This window comes from Achromobacter pestifer (genome assembly GCF_902859625.1).
GTDB classification, from domain to species: Bacteria; Pseudomonadota; Gammaproteobacteria; order Burkholderiales; family Burkholderiaceae_B; genus Achromobacter; species Achromobacter pestifer.
The window spans coordinates 68,988-90,641 of the sequence record NZ_CADIJX010000009.1 but is presented as its reverse complement, the minus strand read 5'-3'; the positions used below and the strand labels follow the sequence as shown (position 1 = coordinate 90,641).

20 protein-coding genes are annotated in these 21,654 nt (G+C 62.7%); 10 read left to right on the top strand and 10 right to left on the bottom strand.

Annotated elements, in window-relative coordinates:
- Positions 1-19: 19 nt before the first annotated feature.
- Genes HV753_RS26105 through HV753_RS26095 form a run of 3 tightly spaced genes read left to right on the top strand, consistent with a single transcriptional unit; the run spans position 20 to position 2,833 of the window.
- Positions 20-1,012: a TRAP transporter substrate-binding protein gene (locus HV753_RS26105; protein WP_175177491.1), complete on the top strand. Its 993-nt coding sequence runs from the start codon at positions 20-22 to the stop codon at positions 1,010-1,012.
- 16 nt (positions 1,013-1,028) lie between these two features.
- Positions 1,029-1,862, top strand: coding sequence for an NAD-dependent epimerase/dehydratase family protein (locus HV753_RS26100; protein ID WP_175177490.1), 834 nt, complete (start codon positions 1,029-1,031; stop codon positions 1,860-1,862).
- Positions 1,863-1,918: 56 nt separating this feature from the next.
- Complete coding sequence (locus HV753_RS26095; protein WP_175177489.1) at positions 1,919-2,833, top strand: SMP-30/gluconolactonase/LRE family protein; 915 nt, start codon at positions 1,919-1,921, stop codon at positions 2,831-2,833.
- Positions 2,834-2,839: 6 nt separating this feature from the next.
- On the opposite strand, the gene ppk2 is transcribed toward HV753_RS26095, so the two are convergent.
- Together ppk2 and HV753_RS26085 are read right to left on the bottom strand one after the other, a co-directional pair.
- Positions 2,840-3,655, bottom strand: a complete 816-nt coding sequence (gene ppk2, locus HV753_RS26090) for a polyphosphate kinase 2 (protein ID WP_175177488.1) — start codon at positions 3,653-3,655, stop codon at positions 2,840-2,842.
- Between the two features lie 99 nt (positions 3,656-3,754).
- A complete protein-coding gene (locus HV753_RS26085; RefSeq protein WP_175177487.1) occupies positions 3,755-4,684 on the bottom strand; it encodes an AraC family transcriptional regulator in 930 nt (309 codons plus the stop codon).
- A 170-nt stretch (positions 4,685-4,854) separates the two neighbouring features.
- Here HV753_RS26085 and HV753_RS26080 point away from each other — a divergent pair, with 170 nt between their 5' ends.
- The 3 genes from HV753_RS26080 to HV753_RS26070 all read left to right on the top strand — a co-directional run bounded on the left by HV753_RS26080 (position 4,855) and on the right by HV753_RS26070 (position 7,972).
- Positions 4,855-5,319 carry a DUF3302 domain-containing protein gene (locus HV753_RS26080; protein WP_246288396.1) on the top strand — a complete coding sequence of 155 codons (465 nt, stop codon included), beginning with the start codon at positions 4,855-4,857 and terminating at the stop codon, positions 5,317-5,319.
- Between the two features lie 81 nt (positions 5,320-5,400).
- Positions 5,401-6,543: an HlyD family secretion protein gene (locus HV753_RS26075; RefSeq protein WP_175177486.1), complete on the top strand. Its 1,143-nt coding sequence runs from the start codon at positions 5,401-5,403 to the stop codon at positions 6,541-6,543.
- A 130-nt stretch (positions 6,544-6,673) separates the two neighbouring features.
- Positions 6,674-7,972 carry a TolC family protein gene (locus HV753_RS26070; RefSeq protein WP_175177485.1) on the top strand — a complete coding sequence of 433 codons (1,299 nt, stop codon included), beginning with the start codon at positions 6,674-6,676 and terminating at the stop codon, positions 7,970-7,972.
- Positions 7,973-7,999: 27 nt separating this feature from the next.
- Here the strand turns inward: HV753_RS26070 and HV753_RS26065 are convergent, their stop codons facing one another.
- The 5 genes from HV753_RS26065 to fur form a co-directional block, all read right to left on the bottom strand.
- Positions 8,000-8,287: a ClpX C4-type zinc finger protein gene (locus tag HV753_RS26065; protein ID WP_175177484.1), complete on the bottom strand. Its 288-nt coding sequence runs from the start codon at positions 8,285-8,287 to the stop codon at positions 8,000-8,002.
- 143 nt (positions 8,288-8,430) lie between these two features.
- Positions 8,431-10,047: a methyl-accepting chemotaxis protein gene (locus tag HV753_RS26060; RefSeq protein ID WP_175177483.1), complete on the bottom strand. Its 1,617-nt coding sequence runs from the start codon at positions 10,045-10,047 to the stop codon at positions 8,431-8,433.
- A 191-nt stretch (positions 10,048-10,238) separates the two neighbouring features.
- Positions 10,239-11,165, bottom strand: a complete 927-nt coding sequence (locus HV753_RS26055) for a LysR family transcriptional regulator (protein ID WP_175177482.1) — start codon at positions 11,163-11,165, stop codon at positions 10,239-10,241.
- Positions 11,166-11,577: 412 nt separating this feature from the next.
- Positions 11,578-11,997: a hypothetical protein gene (locus tag HV753_RS26050; RefSeq protein ID WP_175177481.1), complete on the bottom strand. Its 420-nt coding sequence runs from the start codon at positions 11,995-11,997 to the stop codon at positions 11,578-11,580.
- Positions 11,994-12,434 carry a ferric iron uptake transcriptional regulator gene (gene fur / locus HV753_RS26045; RefSeq protein WP_175177480.1) on the bottom strand — a complete coding sequence of 147 codons (441 nt, stop codon included), beginning with the start codon at positions 12,432-12,434 and terminating at the stop codon, positions 11,994-11,996. The genes HV753_RS26050 and fur overlap by 4 nt, the downstream gene beginning before the upstream one ends.
- Positions 12,435-12,542: 108 nt before the next feature.
- On the opposite strand from fur, the gene HV753_RS26040 reads away from it, so the two are divergent.
- Entirely contained in the window at positions 12,543-13,322 is a 780-nt protein-coding gene (locus HV753_RS26040) for a helix-turn-helix transcriptional regulator (RefSeq protein WP_175177479.1), read from the top strand.
- Between the two features lie 167 nt (positions 13,323-13,489).
- Positions 13,490-14,395, top strand: coding sequence for an alpha/beta hydrolase (locus HV753_RS26035; protein WP_246288395.1), 906 nt, complete (start codon positions 13,490-13,492; stop codon positions 14,393-14,395).
- Between the two features lie 38 nt (positions 14,396-14,433).
- Here the strand turns inward: HV753_RS26035 and HV753_RS26030 are convergent, their stop codons facing one another.
- Positions 14,434-14,895 (bottom strand): YkgJ family cysteine cluster protein, encoded by a 462-nt coding sequence (locus HV753_RS26030; RefSeq protein ID WP_175177478.1) that lies wholly within the window; start codon positions 14,893-14,895, stop codon positions 14,434-14,436.
- A gap of 172 nt (positions 14,896-15,067) precedes the next feature.
- On the opposite strand from HV753_RS26030, the gene HV753_RS26025 reads away from it, so the two are divergent.
- Positions 15,068-15,688: a DNA-3-methyladenine glycosylase I gene (locus HV753_RS26025; protein ID WP_175177477.1), complete on the top strand. Its 621-nt coding sequence runs from the start codon at positions 15,068-15,070 to the stop codon at positions 15,686-15,688.
- On the opposite strand, the gene HV753_RS26020 is transcribed toward HV753_RS26025, so the two are convergent.
- On the bottom strand, positions 15,657-17,600 hold the full coding sequence (locus HV753_RS26020; RefSeq protein ID WP_175177476.1) for an LTA synthase family protein: 1,944 nt from the start codon (positions 17,598-17,600) through the stop codon (positions 15,657-15,659). The two genes, HV753_RS26025 and HV753_RS26020, sit on opposite strands and share 32 nt — an antisense overlap.
- 357 nt (positions 17,601-17,957) lie before the next feature.
- Between HV753_RS26020 and HV753_RS26015 the strand changes: the two genes are divergently transcribed.
- Positions 17,958-20,042 (top strand): AsmA family protein, encoded by a 2,085-nt coding sequence (locus tag HV753_RS26015; RefSeq protein WP_175177475.1) that lies wholly within the window; start codon positions 17,958-17,960, stop codon positions 20,040-20,042.
- Between the two features lie 16 nt (positions 20,043-20,058).
- Here the strand turns inward: HV753_RS26015 and HV753_RS26010 are convergent, their stop codons facing one another.
- A complete protein-coding gene (locus HV753_RS26010) occupies positions 20,059-21,654 on the bottom strand; it encodes a sensor domain-containing diguanylate cyclase (RefSeq protein ID WP_175177474.1) in 1,596 nt (531 codons plus the stop codon).

The window sequence follows — 21,654 nt, the reverse complement described above, 5'->3', positions numbered from 1 at the left end:
AATAATCCAGGAGACAAAAATGAAGGTTTTCAAGAAGATGCTTGGCATCGGCGCCTTGAGCGCGTTGATGTTTGCCGCGCCATCCCATGCGTTGAACATGGACGTGGGGCATACGCTCACCACGGACAGTCCGTTCCATGTCGGCACGCAGAAATTTGCCGATATCCTGAAAGAGAAATCGAATGGGAAGATAAAGGTCACGGTGTTCCCGCACTCGCAACTGGGCGGAGAACTCACCATGATCCAGGGCGCCGTTGCCGGCGCCACCGACCTGTTCGTCACCGGGCAGCCGGCGTTGAACAATGTGGTGAAGGAATTCCTGGTTTTCGATACCCCCTTCCTGTTTGATAGCGTCCAGCAAGCCAATGACATTCTCGCCGGGCCTGTTGGCGACAAGTTCATGGACATTCTTCCCAAGTATGGCCTGGTGGGTTTGGGTTGGTTTTCAGCCATCGAGCGGAATGTGTTTGGCAACAGGGCCATCAATTCCGCGGGTGACTTGAAGGGGATGAAAATCCGCGTCATCCAGTCGCCGGGATATGTTGAAAGCTACAAGACGCTGGGTGCGCAAGCTACCCCCATGGCGTACTCCGAGCTGTACCTGGCGTTGCAGCAGAAGGTGATCGACGGCGGCGAAACCACTCCCGATCAGTTCGTGTCCGACAAGTTCATCGAAGTGTCCAAGTACTTCAACATGACGCACGTGAATATCCATCCCGCACTGTTGGTCATGTCCAAGAGCCGGTGGGACTCCCTCTCCGAAGACGAGCGGAAGATCGTCAAGGAATCGGCCGACGAAGCCATGGCCTACGCTCGCGACTATTACAAGAAGGTCTATGACGAAGGGATGGAGACCATGAAGCAGAAAGGCGTCGCGGTTGTCTATCCGAGCGACCTTGATTCCCTGGTGCTGGCGACACGGCCCGTCGTGAAAAAGCTGATCGAACAAGCGCCCAATGGGCAGGCACTTTATGACGCCGTGATCGCCGCCAAGGCCAACGCCAAGAAATAAGAACACAGGAATATCGATGACTTGCTTCTCAAAACCTGAAGGCCTGCGGGTGCTGATCACGGGCGCGGCCGGAAACATAGGCAAATGTCTGCGCACGCAATTGCGCGGTCGCTATGCCTTGCTGCGCCTGGCCGACATCGCCGAACAGGAGCCCGCGCAAGAGGGCGAGGAAATCTGCACGATCGATGTGCGGGACATGAGTTCCGTGGCGCGTTGCATGGAAGGTATCGATTGCGTGGTCCACCTTGCCGGTATTCCTGGCGTGGACACGTGGGAGAAGATTCTTCCAATGAACATCGACGGTTGCTACAACGTGTTCGAGGCTGCGCGCAGCCAACATGTGCCCCGCGTCATCTTCGCAAGCTCGAACCATGCCGTGGGCTACCACCGAAGAGAGACATTCCTGGACAACACCGTGGAGCCCAGGCCCGACTCGCTTTATGGCGTTTCCAAAGTATTTGGCGAGGCCTTGGGCCGGATGTACGCGGACAAGTACGGCATGTCGGTCGCGTGCTTGCGGATAGGTACATTCCGCACCCCTGACCATCCAAGCGAAGCCCGGCAGCTGCTGACCTGGATCAGCCACCGGGACATGGCGGAGCTGGCGCGTTGCTGCATCGAGCACGAGTCGTATCATTTTGCCGTGGTCTATGGCGTGTCGAACAACCTTCGCAATCGCTGGGACAACTCCAATGTGAAGTTCCTGGGTTATCAACCGCAAGATGACTCCGAGGTTTTCGCGGCGGAAATATTGGCCCAGGACATACCCGAAGATCCGATCGCCGCTCAATTCCATGGTGGCTTCTATTGCCCCTTGGACTTTGTCGGCACCACCGACAGGATCTCCTGACGCTTTCGTGTTGAGATCGTTGCCATCCAGGACCAACCAGTTGCCACGGGGAAACCATGTACGCCGTTCCGCCAGCCATTCAAGCCGAAGTCTTTGCTCGTCTGCCCGACGCATTCAGGAAGCCGGAAGGCACGTCCGAGTGGCACCGCTATCAACCAGGAAATCAACCGCCCCATTCCCTGTTGGAGGGGCCGTCCTTTGATGCCCAGGGCCGTTTGTATTGCGTGGATGTGCCCTGGGGGCGTGTGTTCCGGGTCGACCAACAGGGCCGGTTTGAACTGATTGCTGACTACGATGGCGAGCCCAACGGCCTGAAAATCCATCGAGACGGTCGCATCTTCATCGCCGACTATGCCCGGGGCATCGTCCAGCTTGATCCCGAGACGGGTGAGGTCACGCCTGTCCTGGAACGGGTCCATCTTGAGCGGCTCAAGGCGGTGAACGACCTGATCTTCGCGTCCAACGGCGACATGTACTTCACCGATCAGGGTTTGACGGGCTGGCATGACCAGACGGGCCGCGTCTTCAGGCGACGGGCGGATGGTCGTGTCGACTGCCTGTTGGACAACATACCCAGCCCCAATGGCTTGGTATTGGATCTGAGCGAGTCCGTGCTCTACGTGGCGGTAACGCGGGCAAACGCCATCTGGCGCATACCGCTGACGCGCGATGGCCATGTGACCAAGGTTGGCACCTTCATTCAGATGTCCGGCGGCGGCGGGCCGGACGGTCTGGCCCTGGACGAGGAAGGCAATCTGGCGGTGGCGCACGTGGGCCTGGGAGCGGTCTGGCTATTCAGCAACCGCGGAGAACCCATGTTGCGCATTAATTCCCCGCTTGGGGCATTGACGACCAATATTGCCTTTGGGGGACCCGACCGCAAGACGCTTTACATCACCGAGTCCGAGTCGGGTTCGATCCTGACGGCGCCGATGCCCGTGGCCGGCCGCATCATGTATTCGGGCGTCTGATCCGACTTAGAATTTTTGCGGAACCGCCCGGAGCGCATGCTCCGGTTCGCGGTAGCCCTGCGCCTTTTGACGCTTTGGCAGCTTGATGTCTTTTCTGGGCAAGGCCTTGTAGGGAATGCTCTCCAGAATGTGGCTGATGATGTTCAGGCGCACGCGCTTCTTGTTGTTGGAGTCGGCGACGTACCAGGGCGATAGGTCTGTATCCGTCGCTGCGAACATGTCGTCACGCGCACGCGAATAGTCAAACCAGCGGCTGTACGAATCAAGGTCCAGTTGCGACAATTTCCACAGCTTTCGCTCGTCGTGGATACGTGCTTGGAGCCTGCGGGTTTGCTCCGCCTCGCTGACTTCCAGCCAGTACTTGAGCAGAATGACGCCAGATCCGATGATCGCCCGCTCGACCAGCGGAACCGCCGTCAAGAAGGATTTGACCTGCTCCTTCGTGCAAAAGCCCATCACCCGTTCCACGCCGGCGCGGTTGTACCAGCTTCGGTCGAAGATCACGATTTCACCGGCTGCGGGCAAGTGCGGAAGATAGCGTTGCACATACATCTGCGTCTTTTCGCGATCGGTGGGAGACGGCAGCGCGACGACCCGGAAGACGCGCGGGCTGACCCGTTCGGTAAGCGCCTTGATGGTGCCGCCCTTGCCCGCGCCATCGCGTCCTTCAAACAGGATGCAGATCTTGGCGCCGGTATGAACGGCCCATTGTTGAAGCTTGACCAGTTCGACATGCAGGCGGGCCAATTCCTTTTCATATTCCTTCGCAGACAGTTTTTTCTGTACGTTCGCGGTGTCTGCCGTTTCGTCTTTCCTGGCCATCAGTGACTCCTTGATTCGCCGCTGTGTGCGTGAGGCGCCCATCACGCATTTTGATTGGCGAAACGACCCCGCGTCCATGATGATTCCGGCGAAAAATCGTCAGATTGGGCACGATTGCGGACGAAGCCGCCGGCGTGTCTCGGAAGGGGTTTCAAGGAATAGCGCGTGATAACGTGCCGCCGCATACGTGGAATACGGGTAGCCATGCCGAAGGAAGCAATCGGCTACCGTGATGGGCTGGCCGGTGCTTTTCGCCAGGTCGAGATAGACGTCGTGCAGTTTGCGCAGGCATAGATAGTGGCCTGGACTCATGCCGAAACAGGCTTGGAATACATCTCTCAAGCTGCGTTCGCTGATCTTCAAACGCCTGCGCAGTTCATCGACCTGCGCGGTCTGATGGGGGTCGCGGAAGATGGCCAGGGCCAATTCGCATAGCAGTGGCAATGACAAGCTGGGGCGTCCCTTGCTCTTGTCATGAGGAATTCGGGACGCGATCAGGTCGCACAATCGCTGCTCGATCAAACGACGGCCCAGCGCGGGTGGACAGGTCGGCATCATCGACATCAGCGCCGCTTCGCGCAGGGCCGCCAACGGGTGGCAGTCTGTCTTTACCGTGTCAGCCACACTAGCCCATTTCCGCAGCGTGAGTGCCACGATGCTGTCGCCGGTAAACAACGCGGAACAAAGCGGCAGCGCGATGGAGATCCATTCACTGGGGCCGGCGGCACGAAAGACGAATCCTTTGCCCGGCGCCAGGATCCCCAAGGACTCCTGATTGAAAGGGCTGCCGTTCAACCACGTTCTGCTTGGCGAGGGCGGGGGCAATAGCAACGTCAGGTGAGTGGGCCGGGCAACGGCTTCGCACAGGTTTGGGACCTCTGTAATACCCCGTTGAACGTGGATGCCATCCACATCCAGATGACCGACCCTCCAGCCGCCGTCTCTTGATCCCAGCAGGAAAACCCGGGCGTCGACGTCGAAGAGGGCGGCCGCGTACGAATCAAACGACTCGAAATGGTGCAGGTGCATTCAACCCTCCGCTGGTGGGAGCTGACGACATATTGCCGAAATTAGCATGGACTTTCGCCTCCGTCACTGGCGAAAATGCACTGCATGTTCTCTTGCTTGGGAGTCCCCATGCAAGGACCCCTCCGACGGCGTATTGAGCGATCTGCATCCCACTGCGAAAGGAGCTTGATATGTTCCTTGCCAATCCGCGGCGTCGATTCGCGGCAGTCCTGACCCTGGCGGCTATGTTCTTGCCGGCCACGGGGCGTGCCGCGGCGGGACACCTGGAGGACGCCATCGCCGATGTGCTCGTCTGGGTCGTACTCGTTTTTGTCCCGCTCCTGGCAATCTGGGCCTTCTGGAAGCTACACGTCCTGCCCGAAGTCATTGCCGAGAAAAGACATCATCCTCAAACCGACGCGATTAAGTCGCTGTGCCTGCTGTCGCTGCTTTTTGGCGGGATGCTATGGCCCTTCGCATGGCTGTGGGCACACACGAAGCCGATCGGATATCGGCTCGCTTATGGCCGGGACAAGCACGATGACTACTACGAAGAGATGAACCTCTCGGAAGCCGAAGCCGCCAGGAAGAACGATCCGGGCAGCGGCGCGCATTCCAGCCAGGAGGCGCGACCCAACCCAGAAACCTTGGGTTAGGGACAGGGGGGCGTTTCCGCCCTGAGAAGGCGGCGCCTGCCGTGGCATACGGTGGCTGGCGGTCTCGGTCTGGAGGTTGGAATGCTTGAACTCATTTGCGTGGTGTATGGGCTGTTGGTCTGGCTTATCTTCATCAAGCTCAAGCTGCTGCCTTGGAACATCCAGTCCCAGGTGGGAGTGGTCGCGGTGGGCGCGGCGGGGTTGGCGGCGCTTGTCCTGACGATCAATGTCGTCACGCCGTCGTCAAGTGAGTTGCGGGTCATCAACTATGTGGTCGAGATCATTCCCCGCGTGACCGGGCGCGTCGTGGACATCGCGGTGGAAGGAAATCGGCCGATAAAAAAGGGCGACGTGCTGCTGAGGCTGGACGCCGAACCTTACCAATTGAAGGTCAGGCAGCTTCAAGCCAAGCTCATCGACGCGCAAGCAACCCAGCAATCCCTGGACCGCGATCTTGCCGCGGCGCAAGCGGTGACGGCCGCCGCCCTGGCGCAAGTCGAGCTGGCGCGGATGCGGTTGCGTCAAAGCACGGCCTTGGCCGCCCGAGGGGCGGGCAGCCAATACGATGTGCAGGGTTTCCAGAGCGAACTGAAAGTCCGCCAGGCAAATTGGGAGGCCGCGCGGGAAGCCGAACGCAAGATCCAATTGAATCAGGGCGCCATGTTCCAGGGCGACCAAGTTGCGGTGGCGCAGGTCAAGGCAGAGCTGGATACCGCCAGATGGGAACTTGAGCAGACCACCCTTTACGCACCCGCCGATGGCTACGTCATCAATCTACAGGCTCGTGTGGGGTCCTATGCCGCCGCGATTCCGCTGCGTCCCATCATGTCGTTTGTCGAGACCACGCAGCAGGTGATTGCATTCTTCGACCAGAATCAACTTACGAAGGTGAAGCCGGGCAACGAAGTGGAAGTGTCCCTGCGGACAGTGCCGGGCCATGTGTTCAAAGGTGAAGTGGATTCGATCGTCTGGGCAACCTCGCAAGGGCAATACCAGGCAGCCGGCGTGCTGCCCGGGACGACCAGCGAAGGCGATAGCGCTGCGGCGCCGATGCAATACGCGGTGCGTATCAACCTTGAGACGCCGCAAGACATGACGCTGGCGATGGGCGCGCGAGGAAAGGCGGCAATTTACACGGACAGTCTGGGGGCGCTGCATATGGTGCGCAAGGTCATATTCCGTGTTTCGGCAAAACTTGATTATCTGGTTCTCAAGCTTCACTGACGGGGCCGACATGCATCCGCGACGTCCGATCGTCCCCGGTATGTTTGCAATGATCTGTGCCTTTCCTGTCTGGTTGGCAGGATGCGCAAATCTGGATCAACCGGCTAGCGACGCCTTATACCAACAGGCCATGTCCGGCACGCAGGTGCCCGAGCATTGGGTGGCCAGCGCAAGGGACGCGGCATTCTCGCCGGAATGGGCAGGCTTTCCCGAACACGGCACCTTGCAATCGTTGATCGACGAAGCGCAGGCCAACAACCTGGACTTGCGCGTCGCCGCAAGCCGGATGCAACAGGCGGCGCACCAAGCCAGACTGGCGGGCGCGGACCTGCTGCCCACTGTCGGCGTCGGCGCCCGCGCCGCCACGGACCCCACGCCAGGCAGCGCTTTCTCGGCCAACGGTTACGCCATCGTGATGAATTGGGAAATCGACTTATGGGGAAGGGCGCGGGCGGAGAAACTGTCTGGCGAGGCGGGCTACCGGTCGGCGGAAGCCGACTACGCCTACGCGCGCCAGTCCATCGGCGCATTGACGGCCAAAAGCTGGCTGGCGGCCTTGGAGGCCAGTGGCCAACTGACCATCGCGCAAGAACTTGAAAGCGCCACGGGCGAACAGCTTGAACTGGTGCAGTACCGCCGCCGCATTGGCCGAGTCAGCGACATGGAGGTTGCGTACTGGTCAGAGCAGCGCGCGGCGGCGTCCGATGTGGTCGCCCAGCGGGAACAAGCGCGGATGCAGGCATTGCGGGCGTTGGAGTTGTTGCTGGGGCGCTATCCGGCGGGCGCGGCGCAGGCGGATGAGGCCATTCCGGATGCGCCGCCACCGCTTGCGCCGGGCTTGCCGCTGGACTTGCTGGACCGCAGGCCCGATCTGGTCGCGGCGCGTGAACGGCTGGTGTCTGCGTACTTCGGCGCCGAGGAGGCAAAAGCCGCCCGATTACCCACTATCGCGATATTTGCCGGGGCGGGGCGCTTCACCAAGGACTATTCCGGTCTGGCCACCAGCATGCAGAGTTGGGTTTTTCCGGTTGGCGCATCGCTGGCCTGGCCCTTGTTCGACGCGGGACGCCGCCAGATTACGCTGGAATTGCGCACCGAGCAGCAGCGGGAGGCGCTGGCGCTGTATGCGCGTTCCATCCTGACTGCGATGGCGGAGGTGGAGAATGGGCTGTCCGGTGAGCAGCAGCTGACGCTGCGCGAACGCGCCATGCAACGCCAGTATGCCGAGAGCGCCCGGGCGTTGGAATTGGCAGAGATTCAACGGCAGATCGGCCAGTTCGATACGCTGGATGTCTTGCAGCGCAAGCGTGATGTGTTGCGGGCAAAGAGCGACCTGATGCATGTGCGCGCGGAAAGGCTTGTTCAGCGCGTGAATCTGCATCTTGCTCTGGGCGGACGCTTCCGGTCGGAAGCACTGCCACCGCCCTGACGGCGCCGGCAAGAACGCCCCACGCCGCTACGACAGCGTGCGTGTCACCGCGCCCGACAGATCCTGCATGCTGAGTCCGCAACTGCGGGCGCGTTCCGACAAGGATTCGCTCTGCGCCAGCGCACGCCGGCTTTCTTCCAGCAGCACGTCCAGCTGTTCTTGCAAGGTTGCGGCCATCACCCAGGCGCGTTCGGCGAACAGTTCGGAGAATTGATCCACGCAGGGCTTGCAGATGGCAGTGCCGCTTTTTTCAAGCAAGGGCGCACCTTGCGCCAGCGTCGATTGGCAAAAAATACAGGCGAGTGCGCGGTTCATGCTCGGGTCGGCTCATCGTCGGGTTGGCGGAAGGCGCCGTGGGGATCACGGCGCCTGCCCATAGACAACGGCTTGGCGGCCCAAGTCTTAAGGCGCTGGAAAGCCCTAGGACAACGGGTGTCGTCCAAATGGACGAGTCCTGGCTACCCCGCGTAGGCCGGACGCAGGGCTACGGGGGCCGGCTGCGCGGTCATGTCGATGATGGTTTCGGCCGGCACCTTGAAGAAGGCCGCCGTGGCGGCCAGGCGCTTGGCCTGGTCTTCCAGTGAGGACGCGGCGGCGGCCGCTTGCTCGACCAGCGCGGCGTTCTGCTGCGTGACGTCGTCCATCTGCGTGACGGCGCGGTTGATCTGGTCGATGCCGATGGACTGCTCGGTGGAGGCCTCGGTGATTTCGGCCATGATCTGCGTGACGCGCTGTACCGATGTGACGATTTCCTGCATGGTTTCGCCAGCCTGGCGTACCTGGGCGGCGCCGCTGTCCACATTGTTGGTGGATTGTTCGATCAGGTCCTTGACCTCGCGGGCGGCCTGCGCGCTGCGCTGCGCCAGCGAGCGGACTTCCCCCGCCACGACGGCGAAGCCCTTGCCCTGTTCGCCCGCGCGGGCGGCTTCCACCGCGGCGTTGAGCGCCAGGATATTGGTCTGGAACGCGATGCCGTCGATCACCGAGACGATCTCGGCAATGCGGCGCGAGCTGTCCGAGATGCGCGCCATGGTTTCCACCACCTGGTCCACGGCCTGGCCACCGCGTAGCGCCACACCGCGGCTTTCGGCCGCCAGCGCGTTGGCTTGATGCGCGTGCTCGGTGTTCTGCTTCACCGCCGTGGCCAGCTCTTCCATGCTGGCGGCGGTTTCTTCCAGGGAGGCGGCCTGTTCCTCGGTGCGCGAGGACAAGTTGGTGTTGCCCGAGGAGATCTCGGCGGCGCCGGTGTTGATCTCGTTCACGCTGCGACGCACCTCGGCCACCGTGCGGGTCAGGCTGTCTTGCATGCGCTTGAGCGCGGTGAAGAGCACGCCGATTTCGTTGTCGGCGCTGACGGCCACCCGCTGGGTCAGATCGCCCGAGGCAATGCGGTCGAAATGCTGGGCGGCGTCCTTCAGGGGCGACAGCACCTGGCGGCTGATGAAACGCCAGCAGCCGGCGGCCAGGACAACCGCCAGGGCCAGCATGATGACCGTGGCCAGCTCGGCCAGGTTGTAGCGCTGGTCCGAGGCGTCGTTGATTTGAGCGGCCCGCCGTTCGGTATGGGCCAGAAAGGCGATGACCCGTTCCTCGAAGCGAGCGTCGGCGGCACGGGCGTCGGTGACGGCGATGACGTAGTTCTCCGCGGATTGTTTTTGCAGGGCCTCGCCCAGCGCGTCGATGCTGCGCACGTAGGCGTTGAAGATGCCGTCCAGGTCGGCCGTCAGTTTGCGGGCGGCGTCCGTGACCTTGGGCACGCGCTGGAAGGTGGCATAGCGTTGGCGGGCGTCGCTCAGGGACTTGGCGGCCAGCTCCACGCTGGCTTGCGCCTGGGCGCCTCGGCCGGCCTGCACATCCAGGTAGGCCGCGACCAGCGTGATGCGGGTGCGCAGCAGCAGCACCTGGGCTTCATAGAGCGGGCGGGTCTGTTCGGTGGCCACGCGGTTCAGGTCGTCGACGGCCTCGTCCGCAGCCTTGGCGAAGAGCCAGCCCATGCTGGTGGCGCCCGCCAGGGCCAGTACGAAAAGGGTCAGGACCACGAGCAGTCCGGTTCGGATTTTCAGGTTCTTAAACACGCGCAAGGCTCCTGCATAAGGCGGCCGGACGGTGCCGGCCGCCATGATCTAGTGGTAAACCCTGGGCAAATGTAAGTTTGATTTACATTTTTAACAATTGATCATTTTTCACTGGGCTGTTCTGGTTTTGGCAACGCAGGGGCGCCAACCGCCGGGGCGAGGGTCATTCGCGTCAGCGACGTACCGGGCGGTCAGAACAGGGGAGGCGTGTCGCTTCGGATGAAACGCAGGAAGCGGTGCGCGGCGTCGGGCAGCGGGCGGGACACATGGGTCTGGACCTGGATTTGCCCGCCATTGAGCAAGGCGTCGCCCACGGGCCGGCAGATCAGCCGGCCGGAGTCCAGGTGTTCGGCCGCCGACAGGCGTGCGCACAAGGTCACGGCGTTGCCCGTCAGCAAATAGTTGTAGACCGCTTCTGGGTGATTGGAGGTGAATGCGGGCGACAGCGTGGTGTTGTAGAGGCTGGAGGCCATGTCCAGCACCCGGCGCAAGGCACTGCCGCCTTCCGGCAAGGCCAGCGGGTAGGCAGACAATTGCGTCAGGTGCAGCGGCATCTGCGGGGACGTGCCATTGAGCGACAGGGGATGGCCAGGCCGCATTACCGCCACGATCTCGGCTGGGCGCGCGAAGATGACGGCGATGTCTTTTTCGGCCGCGTGGCTGTAGGTGACGCCGATGTCCGCTTGCGCCGAGCGCACGCGCTCGGTGACCAGCCCGGCGTCCAGGACCGTCAAGTTGAAGCGCACGGAGGGATGCTCGGCCTGAAAGGCGGCAAACTTTCGCGGCAGCGCCAGGGCTGCGAAGCCGTGCGCCCCGGCAATCTTCACGGTTTGGGTAAAGCGGCCGTTCTGGCCGTCGATCTCGGCATAGGTGCGCGCCGCGTCGGCTTCGACCCGGCGCGCGTGGTCCGCCAGGATGCGGCCGACTTCCGTAACGCGCATGCCCTTGGGGTGCCGTTCAAACAGTTGGTTTTGCAGCCGCTGCTCCAGTCCTGCGATCTGGCGGCTGACGGCGGAACTGACGACGTTCAGGCGTGCGGCCGCGCCATTGACGGACCCGGTGTCGACGACGGTCAGGAAATAACGAAGCGCGGTGCTATCGAATTGGAATCGCTTCATTGATGTGGATGCCGTAAATCTCAATGTCGAGTCCAGGCGGTTGGCAGCCGCAAAAATAGCGCGCAGGGGGCGGGAGGCATGTGGAATAGCCGCTCGCCTCGGCGTCTTGTGAACGCGCAGGCCAACAGGTACGGACCAGGGAAGCGATGGCGGGTTGCGCCATGGATAGGCCGACAAGCGTCATCCGGGAAGCCCGGCGAGCCAGAACGCCAGCCTCGACGTTGCGGGACGGGCGGATGTGCCAGGGGTGGAATTTATGCCAGCTCCACCTTTTGCCACAATCGCAAATTTATCAATATCGCATTCTAATTTCGGCAATCACGGTGAGGTCTGTCCTGAAGGCCATGCGGATAGGGGCTGAAAATGCAAAACGCGCCCGAAGGCGCGTCAGCAAGCTTGCGGGGCGGCGGACTCAATCCACGACGAATCCGCCAGGTCCGCTATGACCCAGCAACTCGCGTGCGCATTGGATCGCTTCGCTTGGCGTGGCCACCGCCAGGAACGGCATGCCGAACGCATGGGCCATTTTTTCGCCCCGCTTGCGGATCTTGTCCAGCGCCGCCGGTTCACGTTCCACCGCGATGAATGCGCGGCAACGTGCTTTCAAGCGTGGCATGTTGGTGGTCTGCCATTCGATCATGGCCTTGCGGTCTTCATGGCCGGCTTCCTGCCGCATGTCGGGTACGACCATGACGAAGGACTGGGGGTTGTCCACCAGCATCTCCATTTCGCGGATCCAACTGGCCGAATAGCCCTTGGGGGCGCCGCCGTGCTTGGCGGTCACGATGGGAAACTGGGATAGGTCGTGGAAGAAAAAGTGATCGCGGTTCATTCGAATTCTCCGTGGGGGTGGGGAGTCGCGTCTGCCTTGCAGCCGCAACCGCCATAGAGCACCAGGCTGTAGGAACCCAGCGCAAAGCCGCTGCGCTTGGCGATCTTTCTGACCAATTGGGCCATGGCGGGATCGCTGGATTCCAGGATCTGCCCGCAATGCGTGCAGACCAGGTGGTCGTGGTGCCCCTTGTCGTTGAGCTCGAACACGGTGTTGTGCGCGTCGAGCTGAGTACGTTTGAGTAGTCCGGCGTCCTCAAGTTGCGTGATGACGCGATAAACCGTCGCCAGACCGATATTGCTGCGATCCGAAATGAGATTGCGGTAGATATCCGCTGCGCTCATGTGCTGATTGGCGCGTTGGTAAAAGATGTCCAGGATCTTCAGACGGGGGAAGGTGGCTTTGATGCCGGCGTCGCGCAGCCGCGTATCGTCCATGTGGTTTCTCCATTCGGGGGGCTGATGCCCGACTTATGAGAATGATGTACATTTTCAATTGAGCCCGCTAACGGGAACCCGTCAATCTGTAGCTCAAACCTGCCAACCATGCTTCATGTGGCCGTCGCGCCCGCCCTGCCCAATGTGTTGCTGACCCCGTTCAGCGTGCAAGGGCGCCGGGAATCCAAAGGTATTGCCGTGCCCTCGCATGTCCATGACGAGGGCATGTTGGTGCTGGTGCACGAGGGGTTGGTGATGGTGCAGGCGGGAACCGAGGTCTGGACGGTCATGCCGGGCAGCCTGGGTTGGATTCCGCCGGGCATGCCGCACGGCGCACGATGGTTCGGCGATGCGCGCGGGTCGTTTCTGTATGTGCGGCGCGATGCCTGCGACCGGTTGCCGGCGCACTGCCGGTCCTGGCCGTCGTCCAAGCTGATCGAGGCCCTGGTTGACCGTTTCACGAGCCATCAGGACGGCAGGCTGTCGGACGCCTATCTTGAGCAGTTGTTCGATGTGTTGCTGCAAGAGCTCAAGCATCGCGAACACACGCCTCAGTTGCTGCCCATGCCTGTCGATCCGCGTTTGCAGGATCTGGCCAACACCTTGCTGGACACACCGGACGATACCGCTGGCATCGACGAATGGGCGCAGAGGCTGAACATGTCGTCGCGGACGCTGATGCGCCGGTTCCGGCAGGAAACCGGCGTGACGCTGGGGCAGTGGCGGCAGCAGGCCCGCTTGCTGCGCGCGCTGGAAATGCTGTGCCGCGGCCGTTCGGTGACCGAAGCTGCGCTATCGGTGGGTTACGAAAGCACCAGCGCCTTCATTGGCAGCTTCCGCAGCGCTTTCGGCGTGACGCCGACGCGCTACCTGGCCGGCCGCGAGTAACGCCGGGGAAAGGGCCAGCGGCCGTTTCTTCGACCCCGCCGTTTCCCCCTTTACGCATCTTCACGTTTCTCCGACATTTTTGCGGATCTTCATTTGCGCCCTGTCCCTAGTATGGCGTCAGGGGTGGATAGTCATGTCGTCCACCCGTGATGTTCTTGGGGTGAGAAATGAATGACCTTTTGAGGCCGCAACGCACTGGCGCGTTGCTCATCCATGGGTTGGGTGGTACGGAATTCGATATGGGCACGCTGCATAAAGTGTTGGCGCGTGCGGGTGTGGAGACGCACGGCGTGACCTTGCCCGGCCATGCCGGGCAGCCGGAAGACTTGTTGGACGTGCGGGTCGAAGACTGGATGCAGGAGGTGACGCAGCGCTATCGCGAGCTACGCACCCAGTACGAGGTGCTGCACGTGATCGGCATGTGCCTGGGGGCGCTGCTGGCCGTGGAGCTGTGCAAGCGCGAATCGCATACCTGCGGCGCGCTGGTGGTGTTGTCGGCCCCCGTGTTCCTGGATGGCTGGAGCACGCCCTGGTATCGCGGCTTGCGATATCTGCTGTATCACGTGCCGGGCGTGCCGCGCCGCATTCGGGTGCAGGAAGAAGACCCTTATGGTGTGAAGAGCGAGCTCGTGCGCGCCTTCATCAAAGCGGGCTTTGCGCGCGGCGACGGTTTTCACTATCAGTGGGTGCCGCTCGCCTGCGTGCGACAGGTGGACCGCTTGCGCGGCATGGTCCAGCAGGGACTGGAACATCTGGATTGCCCGACGCTGATCATGCACGCTGAAGAAGACGAACTGACCAGCCCGAGGTCCGCCCGGTTCCTGGGCTCACGCATTCCGGGGGCGACGGTGGTCATGCTGCAAGATAGCTATCACATGATTTGCGTCGACCATGAGCGCGACCGCGTCATGCGGGGAGTGCTGACTTTCCTGGGCAAGGATCCCGAGCTGGTCCGGGTGCGCAAGCGGCCGGTGCCAAAAGGGGAGCCCGTCCCGCTGCTTGCGCCGTCGCCGCGTGCGCCGCAGCCCGCGCAATCGCTGCTGTCGGAGATGCGGCAGTCCTGCCCGGGTTGATCGTTGTGCTTGGGGCGCGCGCGGGACCGCGCGCTGGCTCAGGCGGCGGCGGGCTGATCGGGATGGAGGGGGCCTTGCGGATCGTTTTCCGCATCGGGCCGGGCCGGCACCGCCGGCAGGCCAAGCCCCGCGCGCAGACGCTGGCAATCGGGATTGGGCGAGCCGTCCGGCATCCAGATATCGAACTCGCGGCACGGGGTGGGGCGGTTTTCGTAGATGGCGCAATGGATGCCCGGCTGGCCCAGTTCACCGCGCAGCGAGACGCAGCGGCCGCCGCCCATTTCGGTGCCTTTCATGCAGGCGCGCAGCGGGCTCATCTGGGTGACCAGTTCCACGGGGACATGGCCGCCGTTTTCGCCTGCCAGTTCGCCGCAATAGAACGAGACCCTGAAATGGGCGCAACAGGCGCCACAGTCCAGGCAGGGATTGGCGTTCGGATTGTCACCGGCCAGCACGGCGGGTGAAATGAACGTAAGGACAGCAGTCTCTAGCAGGGACATGTGGGGAGGCGGTCGAAAGCCGGTCCAAGGTGCGCGCGGACACGACAGGCGCGGAATCTGGGCCGCAGAGGGCCGCAAATAGTAGCGGGATTCAGACTGCGGCCGCTACGACTTTTTTCGGGGACGTTGCTGGGGTAGCATCGGTAGCCTGATCGCCGCCTGGAGCGCTGCCTTGAACGCCAAAACCGATTTTCCCGACGGACTGTCCCGTTGCAGCTGGGTGGATACGTCCGCCGAATACATGGCCTATCACGATAAGGAATGGGGCCGCCCGCAAGGCGACGATCACGCCCTGTTTGAACAGCTTTGCCTGGAAGGTTTCCAGTCGGGGCTCAGCTGGCGCACCATCCTGAACAAGCGGCAGGCCTTCAGGCGCGGCTTCGCCAATTTCGATCCTGCCAAGATGGCGAAGTTTGGAGAAAAGCAGGTCTTGGCGTTGCTGGATGACGCCGGCATTGTGCGGCATCGCGGCAAGATCGAAGCGGTGATCAACAATGCGGCCCGCGCATTGGAAATGATCGAAAAAGAGGGCTCGCTTGGGGCGTTCTTCTGGCGCTTTGAAGCGCCGGCGGGCTCGCCGTCCACCTTGGGCGCGTCAACCTCCGAACAATCCGTCGCCTTGTCCAAGGCACTGAAGAAGCTGGGCTGGAAGTTCGTGGGGCCCACCACCGTCTATGCATTCATGCAGTCGGTGGGCATGGTGAACGATCACAACCCGGCATGCCATTGCCATGCGCTTAGCGAGAAAGCGCGCAAGGGCTTCAAGCGGCCGGTGGACCGGCGGCCGGGTTAGTCGCCGGCGCCGTGGGTGCCGCTTCGGGCGTGAGCCCCGGCAGGCTGTAGCGGCCTTCGCGGTAGGCCCAGCTTGGCCATAGCGCGTGCGCCAGCGCTTCCGTCGCCAGTTCGGGGTTCAACGCGGCGGGCGCGTAGTCTTCCGGCGCGGTGTAGCGGTACTGAACCGGCGCCTTGTTCGGCGCCAGCACCAGCAGGTCGTTTTCCTTCAGATACCCGTAGGTGTTGTCGTATTGCATGATCGCGCGGCCCGGTGTGCTGCGCGTCAGGTCGTGGCCGATCATCGGGTGTTCGGTGTCTACGCCAATCAACGACAACAGGGTCGGCGGCAGGTCGATCTGGCTGATCAGGCGGTCGTCGCGGCGCGCTTCGATGCCCGCGCCCAGGATCACGGCGGGGATATGGAAGTGGCGCACGGGCACCTGGCTGGCGCCGAATACGCGGGAGTCGTGGTCGGCCGCCACCAGGAACACGGTGTTTTCCCAATAGGGCGACGCTTTGGCGCGCTCGAAGAAGCGGCCCAAGGCCCAGTCCGCGTAACGCACGGTGTTTTCCACGGTGGCCGGGTTGCCTTCCGTCTGGATGCGGCCGGCGGGGTATTCCCAAGGCGTATGGTTCGACACACTGAAGGCCAGCGTGAAGGTGGGCTGGTCGGCGTCTTCCTGCAGCAATCGGTCCAACTGGTTGAACATGTCTTCGTCCGACGCGCCCCAGGTGCCCACGAAGGCTGGGTTCACGAAGTCGGCGCGGTCAACGATCTGTTTGAAGCCGTTGCCCAGGAAAAAGCCCTTCATGTTGTCGAAGTGCGATTCGCCGCCATAGATGAAGCGCGAATGGTAGCCGTGGCGGCCCAGCAGATCGGCCAATGAGAAAAACCCGCGTTGCGAACGGGGCAGCTTCAGCACGGCTTGCGCGGGCGTGGGCAGGAAACCGGTGACCACGGCTTCCAGGCCGCGCACCGAGCGGGTGCCTGTAGCGTAGGCGCGCGTGAACGTCCAGGCCTCGCGTGCCAGCGCGTCCAGTTCAGGCGTCAGGTCGGCGCCGCCCAGGCCGGCGCTGTACTGCGCGCCCAGGCTTTCTTCCAGGATGATCACCAGATTGAGCGGACGCGGCGTCTTGCGCGTGGCGGGCTGGCGGTGCAGGCTGGGATAGTCGGGGTTGGACGGCGGGTTGGGCAGGCCGGCTTGCGCCAGCACCAAATCATGCATCTTGGCATCGTCCATGCCACCGTACACCGCCGAGGCGGACTTCTCGTTCTTCATGCTGTAGACCGCGTAGAACACGTTGTAGAGCGAGTTCAGGGCCAGGGTGTTGAGCATGCCGTCGGAACAATAGGCGACCGAGGACGGATTGATGGGGCGATGCCCCAGGGTGCCGCGTATGGCCAGAATGGTGATGGCCACGATGACCAAGAAGGCAATCGGCATCTGCCACCAGGTCAGCTGCGCATCGGGCGTGGCGTGGCCGAACAGGCCGAACGCGCCCCAGCCGATCAACGCCAAAGCGCCCAGGCCGCCCAACAGTGCAAGCTTGTACCCGCGCCAGAGCATGCCGGAGACTTCGCGCGGGTGCTTCAGGTATTCCACGAATAGCCGATTCGGCCGGGAGTCGTATTCCAGGATGAAGGGCGGCGAGGCCACCTCCAGGAACGCCAGCAGAATGAAGGCGATCAGATACCAGTAGCCCGTGATCGTGGCGGCGATGGGAAAGTGCCCCAGCAGGGGCGACAGCGCGGCGGGCAACGCAGCCAGCACGGCGATCTGGTGCGCGTCGATGCGCAGGCCACCCAGCAGCAGCGGAAACAGGCCGCCTGCATTGCGCACGCGCCGCCATTGCCAGGCGGCCAGCGCCAGGCGGCTCAGCGTCAGCAGCGCAAATGCCGCCATCACGAAAATCAAGGTTGAATGCCGCATCGGGCCTCCAGGTTGTTCTGCTATCCGATCCGCTGGGGCGGAATCAATCGTCCGCGCATTGGAGCAGGGGCGGCGTCGAAAATTCAGTGAGTTCTTGCATCCCGGTCCCTTTTCCGGCGTTCACAGCCATTTCGCTTTGTAACTTCCCGGTACCGGGCCGGGATCGCGGCATGCTGCGCAAACCCGCAGGCGACGATGTGTCGCCGCGCGGCCCAGGCCGCCCAGGTGGTTTGCGGGCTGAAAGATCCGCACACATTATGGGGCCGGTTGGCTCAACCCTTGTACTGGGCCGCGATACCCTTGCAGGTAACGAGGGCCGGCGGTTGTAGGCTGGCCACAACGCCAAGGATAATAACCATGACGCGCACAAGAAAAATAGCGATCGGGATTGTAGGGGGTGTGGCCCTCCTCGTGCTGGTGCTGGGAGTGGTGATTGCCACTTTCGACTGGAACCGGGCCAAGCCCATGATCAACGAGCGCGCCAGCGCGGCCATCGGGCGTGACGTCGCCATCAATGGCGATCTGAGCGTCGAATGGGAACGCGATCCCGATGAAGGGGGATGGCGGGCCTGGCTGCCTTGGCCTCATATCATCGCAAATGATATCTCGGTGGGCAACGCGCCCTGGGCCAAGGCCCCGTATTTCGCCACGCTCAAGCGCGGCGAGTTCAGCCTGGCGCTGCTGCCGCTGTTGAACCAGCGCTTGGTCATCCGCCGCGTCCAGTTGACCGAGCCCGCCGCCGACCTGGAACGCTTGGCCGATGGCCGTGCCAACTGGGTCTTTACCTTGCCCGAGACCGGTGAACCTTCGCCTTGGGTGCTGGATATCAATGAAATCGGGTTCGACAAGGGCCGGGCCGGGCTGGTTGACGACATTCTCAAGGCCGACCTGACGGTGTTGGTGGACCCGCTGGGCAAACCGGTGCCCTTCGCGGACGTGGCGGGCGCGGCGTTTGTGCCGGACGACGCCGCGGCTGCCGCACCCCGCGACTACGTGTTTGGCTGGAAGTTGGACGGGAAATACAAGGGACTGGCCACCAAGGGCGAAGGCAAGGTGGGCGGGATGCTTGCCTTGCAAGATGCCAAGCAGCCGTTTCCCGTGCAGGCCGACGTGGCGATTGGCGGCACCAAGGCCTCGGTGACGGGAACCTTGACGGACCCGGTCAATCTGGGCGCGCTGGATTTGCGGCTGAAACTGTCGGGCGCATCGATGGCGCAGTTGTATCCCCTGACGGGCGTGACGCTGCCGGACACCCCCCCTTATTCGACCGATGGGCATCTTGTCGCCAAGCTGAAGAACCCGGGTGGCGCGGTATTCGACTACAAGAATTTCAATGGCAAGGTGGGCAACAGCGACCTGCATGGCGACATCACGTTTGCGTTGGGGGCTCCGCGGCCGAAGCTCACCGGCAAGTTGTCGTCCAAGTTGTTGCGCATGGCAGACTTGGGACCGCTGGTTGGGGTTCCCGCAGGCGGCACACCCGCCGCGCCGGCGGACAAGACCAAGGACGCGCCCGCCAAACCCAAGGGGGGCAAGGTGCTGCCGACCCAGGCCTTCCGTACCGACCGTTGGCGCGATATGGATGCTGACGTCGCCTTGGATGCCGGGCGCATCGTGCATGACAGCAAGTTGCCGTTGTCGGATCTGTCGGTGCATGTCGTGCTGCAAGACGGCAAGCTGACGCTGGATCCCTTCCGTTTCGGCATGGCGGGCGGCAACATCAACGGCACGATCAAGCTGGACGGCGCCAGTGAGGCGTTGACGGGGCGGGTCGATCTGCATGCGCGTCGCCTGAGGCTCAAGCAGCTCTTCCCGGCGACTGCGGCCATGCAGAAAACATTGGGCGAACTGAACGGCGATCTGGCCATCAGCGGCACCGGCAATTCGGTGGCCGCGTTGCTGGGTTCGGCGACGGGCGACGTGAAGATGCTGGTGAACGACGGCGTCATCAGCCGCAGTCTGATGGAGATCGCAGGGCTGAATGTCGGCAACTACGTGGTCTCCAAGCTGTTCGGCGACGACGAGGTGAAGATCAATTGCGGCGCGGCCGATCTGGGCATGAAGAGTGGGGTGATGACGCCGCGGATATTCGTCTTCGATACCGAGAACGCGGTAATCAACATCACCGGTACAGCTGACTTCAAGAACGAAACGATGGATATGGAAGTCACGCCGAGCAGCAAGGGTTTTCGCATCTTCTCGTTGCGTTCGCCGTTGTATGTGCGCGGCACCTTTGGTTCGCCGGATGTGGGTGTGCATGTGTTGCCGCTGGCCGCGCGCGGAGCGGGGATGGTGGCGTTGGGGGTGATCCTGACGCCTGCGGCCGGCCTGCTGGCTCTGATCGCACCCAGCACCACTGAGGAAAATGCGTGCGGCCCCTTGCTGGAGCAGATGCGCAAGCCTCCGAAGGCGCCCGCGCCCGCCACGCCGAAAGGCAAGTAGCGGGGCCGCCCGGTCATCAGCCCGGCGACACCCGTCGGGCGCCATCGCGCACATCGTCATCGGCGACGCACACGGCATTGCGGCCATGGTTCTTGGCGTAGTAGAGCGCCTGGTCGGCGCGCTGGAAGACGGCATCCAGCGTGGCGCCGTGATCGGGGTAGCGCGCCACGCCCACCGACACCGTGATGGGGGAGCCGATGGCGCCGGGCGCGGGCTGCGTGGCCAATCGTTGCCGCAGGCGTTCCGCCGCGGACACCGCCGAGGCCAGCGACACGCCGGGCATCAGAATGACGAATTCCTCGCCGCCTGCCCGCGCCACCGTGTCGCCGCCGCGTGAGCTTTCGCTCATCAGCGTAGCCAGTGCTCTCAGCGCGTGGTCGCCAGCCGTGTGGCCATAGCGGTCGTTGATGCTCTTGAAATGGTCGATATCGATGACCATGAACGCCACCGGTACCTCGTCGGCCTGCAATATCGCCAACGCCTCGTCCAGGCCCCGCCGGTTCAGCAGGCCCGTCAAGGTATCGGTCGTGGTTTCGCGGCGCAGGTCACGGATCTTGTGATGGATCGATGCCAACCCCATGATCAGCGCGCGCTTGAGTTGCGCTGCCTCGAAATACCAGGAGCGCACCCGGTGGATGCGGGAAGGCGAATCCGGATCCTGCATGTGCCGGGCAATGTCGGCCAGCTCACCCAGCGGCCGGGCGATCCAGCGCGACAGCAGCCAGATCGACACCACCGACAACAACAACAGCGGCAAGGCATTGCGGGCCGTGGCCATGAGCAGGTCGTTAAGCGGTTGCAGCGTGCTGTCCACCGGGCGTTGCGCGATGATGCTCCAGCCGGTGCTGGGCACGGGCGCATAACCCGCCAGCATGTCGCGGCCTTGGCGATCAGTGAAGCGCCTCTCGCCCGTTTCCCCGCGCCGAGCGGCCGCGAAAATCTCGTTGTCGGGAGCGATGCGACCCAACTGGCTGCGGTCGGGGTGATAGATCAGCGTGCCGTTGCGGTCCATCACGTACAGGAAGGAGTCGTCGCGGTAGAAGTGCTGGCCCAGCAGGCGATCCAGCGCATTGTCTTCGTGCAGATACAGCGTGCCCGCGATATAGCCCAGATAGCGATGGTCATGGGAGAAGATCGGGTACGAATACAGGATCAGCCAGCGGCCATTGCTGGCCCGGTAGGGCTCACTGATGATCGGTTGTTTGGTGCGGATCGCGGTCTTGGATGCCTCGCTGGTCAGTTGCTGGCCCAGCAGCTGCGGGTACGCGGAAGACACCGCGATCACCTTGTTCTGCGGCGACACGACCATGCTGGAATTGAAATGGCCCAACTGTTCCTGCTGGCGCCGCGCTTCTTCGGCCATCAGTGCCGGATGGGTTTCCATGTCGGCCAGCACGTCGGCGCTGTAGGACAGATAGCGGCGCACGTCGCCAAGAAACGTATCGGTGGTGGCAGCCAGTTTTGAGGCGTAGACGCGGTTGACCTCCAGCGCGTTGTGCAGCAGCAGGTCGCGTTGCACCAGATAGCTGGCATGCAGGCCGCCAGCGACGACCAAAAGGACCGACAGCAGGCTGATCCACAGGATGAGGCGCCGAAGGTCGAAGCGGAACAT

What these genes read in the sequence shown, in the direction of transcription:
- HV753_RS26105 (WP_175177491.1), top strand. Translation starts at nt 20, where the DNA reads ATGAAGGTTTTCAAGAAGATGCTTGGCATCGGCGCCTTGAGCGCGTTG.
- HV753_RS26100 (WP_175177490.1), top strand. Translation starts at nt 1,029, where the DNA reads ATGACTTGCTTCTCAAAACCTGAAGGCCTGCGGGTGCTGATCACGGGC.
- HV753_RS26095 (WP_175177489.1), top strand. Translation starts at nt 1,919, where the DNA reads ATGTACGCCGTTCCGCCAGCCATTCAAGCCGAAGTCTTTGCTCGTCTG.
- ppk2 (WP_175177488.1), bottom strand. Translation starts at nt 3,655, where the DNA reads ATGGCCAGGAAAGACGAAACGGCAGACACCGCGAACGTACAGAAAAAA.
- HV753_RS26085 (WP_175177487.1), bottom strand. Translation starts at nt 4,684, where the DNA reads ATGCACCTGCACCATTTCGAGTCGTTTGATTCGTACGCGGCCGCCCTC.
- HV753_RS26080 (WP_246288396.1), top strand. Translation starts at nt 4,855, where the DNA reads ATGTTCCTTGCCAATCCGCGGCGTCGATTCGCGGCAGTCCTGACCCTG.
- HV753_RS26075 (WP_175177486.1), top strand. Translation starts at nt 5,401, where the DNA reads ATGCTTGAACTCATTTGCGTGGTGTATGGGCTGTTGGTCTGGCTTATC.
- HV753_RS26070 (WP_175177485.1), top strand. Translation starts at nt 6,674, where the DNA reads ATGTCCGGCACGCAGGTGCCCGAGCATTGGGTGGCCAGCGCAAGGGAC.
- HV753_RS26065 (WP_175177484.1), bottom strand. Translation starts at nt 8,287, where the DNA reads ATGAACCGCGCACTCGCCTGTATTTTTTGCCAATCGACGCTGGCGCAA.
- HV753_RS26055 (WP_175177482.1), bottom strand. Translation starts at nt 11,165, where the DNA reads ATGAAGCGATTCCAATTCGATAGCACCGCGCTTCGTTATTTCCTGACC.
- HV753_RS26050 (WP_175177481.1), bottom strand. Translation starts at nt 11,997, where the DNA reads ATGAACCGCGATCACTTTTTCTTCCACGACCTATCCCAGTTTCCCATC.
- fur (WP_175177480.1), bottom strand. Translation starts at nt 12,434, where the DNA reads ATGGACGATACGCGGCTGCGCGACGCCGGCATCAAAGCCACCTTCCCC.
- HV753_RS26040 (WP_175177479.1), top strand. Translation starts at nt 12,543, where the DNA reads ATGCTTCATGTGGCCGTCGCGCCCGCCCTGCCCAATGTGTTGCTGACC.
- HV753_RS26035 (WP_246288395.1), top strand. Translation starts at nt 13,490, where the DNA reads ATGAATGACCTTTTGAGGCCGCAACGCACTGGCGCGTTGCTCATCCAT.
- HV753_RS26030 (WP_175177478.1), bottom strand. Translation starts at nt 14,895, where the DNA reads ATGTCCCTGCTAGAGACTGCTGTCCTTACGTTCATTTCACCCGCCGTG.
- HV753_RS26020 (WP_175177476.1), bottom strand. Translation starts at nt 17,600, where the DNA reads ATGCGGCATTCAACCTTGATTTTCGTGATGGCGGCATTTGCGCTGCTG.
- HV753_RS26015 (WP_175177475.1), top strand. Translation starts at nt 17,958, where the DNA reads ATGACGCGCACAAGAAAAATAGCGATCGGGATTGTAGGGGGTGTGGCC.
- HV753_RS26010 (WP_175177474.1), bottom strand. Translation starts at nt 21,654, where the DNA reads ATGTTCCGCTTCGACCTTCGGCGCCTCATCCTGTGGATCAGCCTGCTG.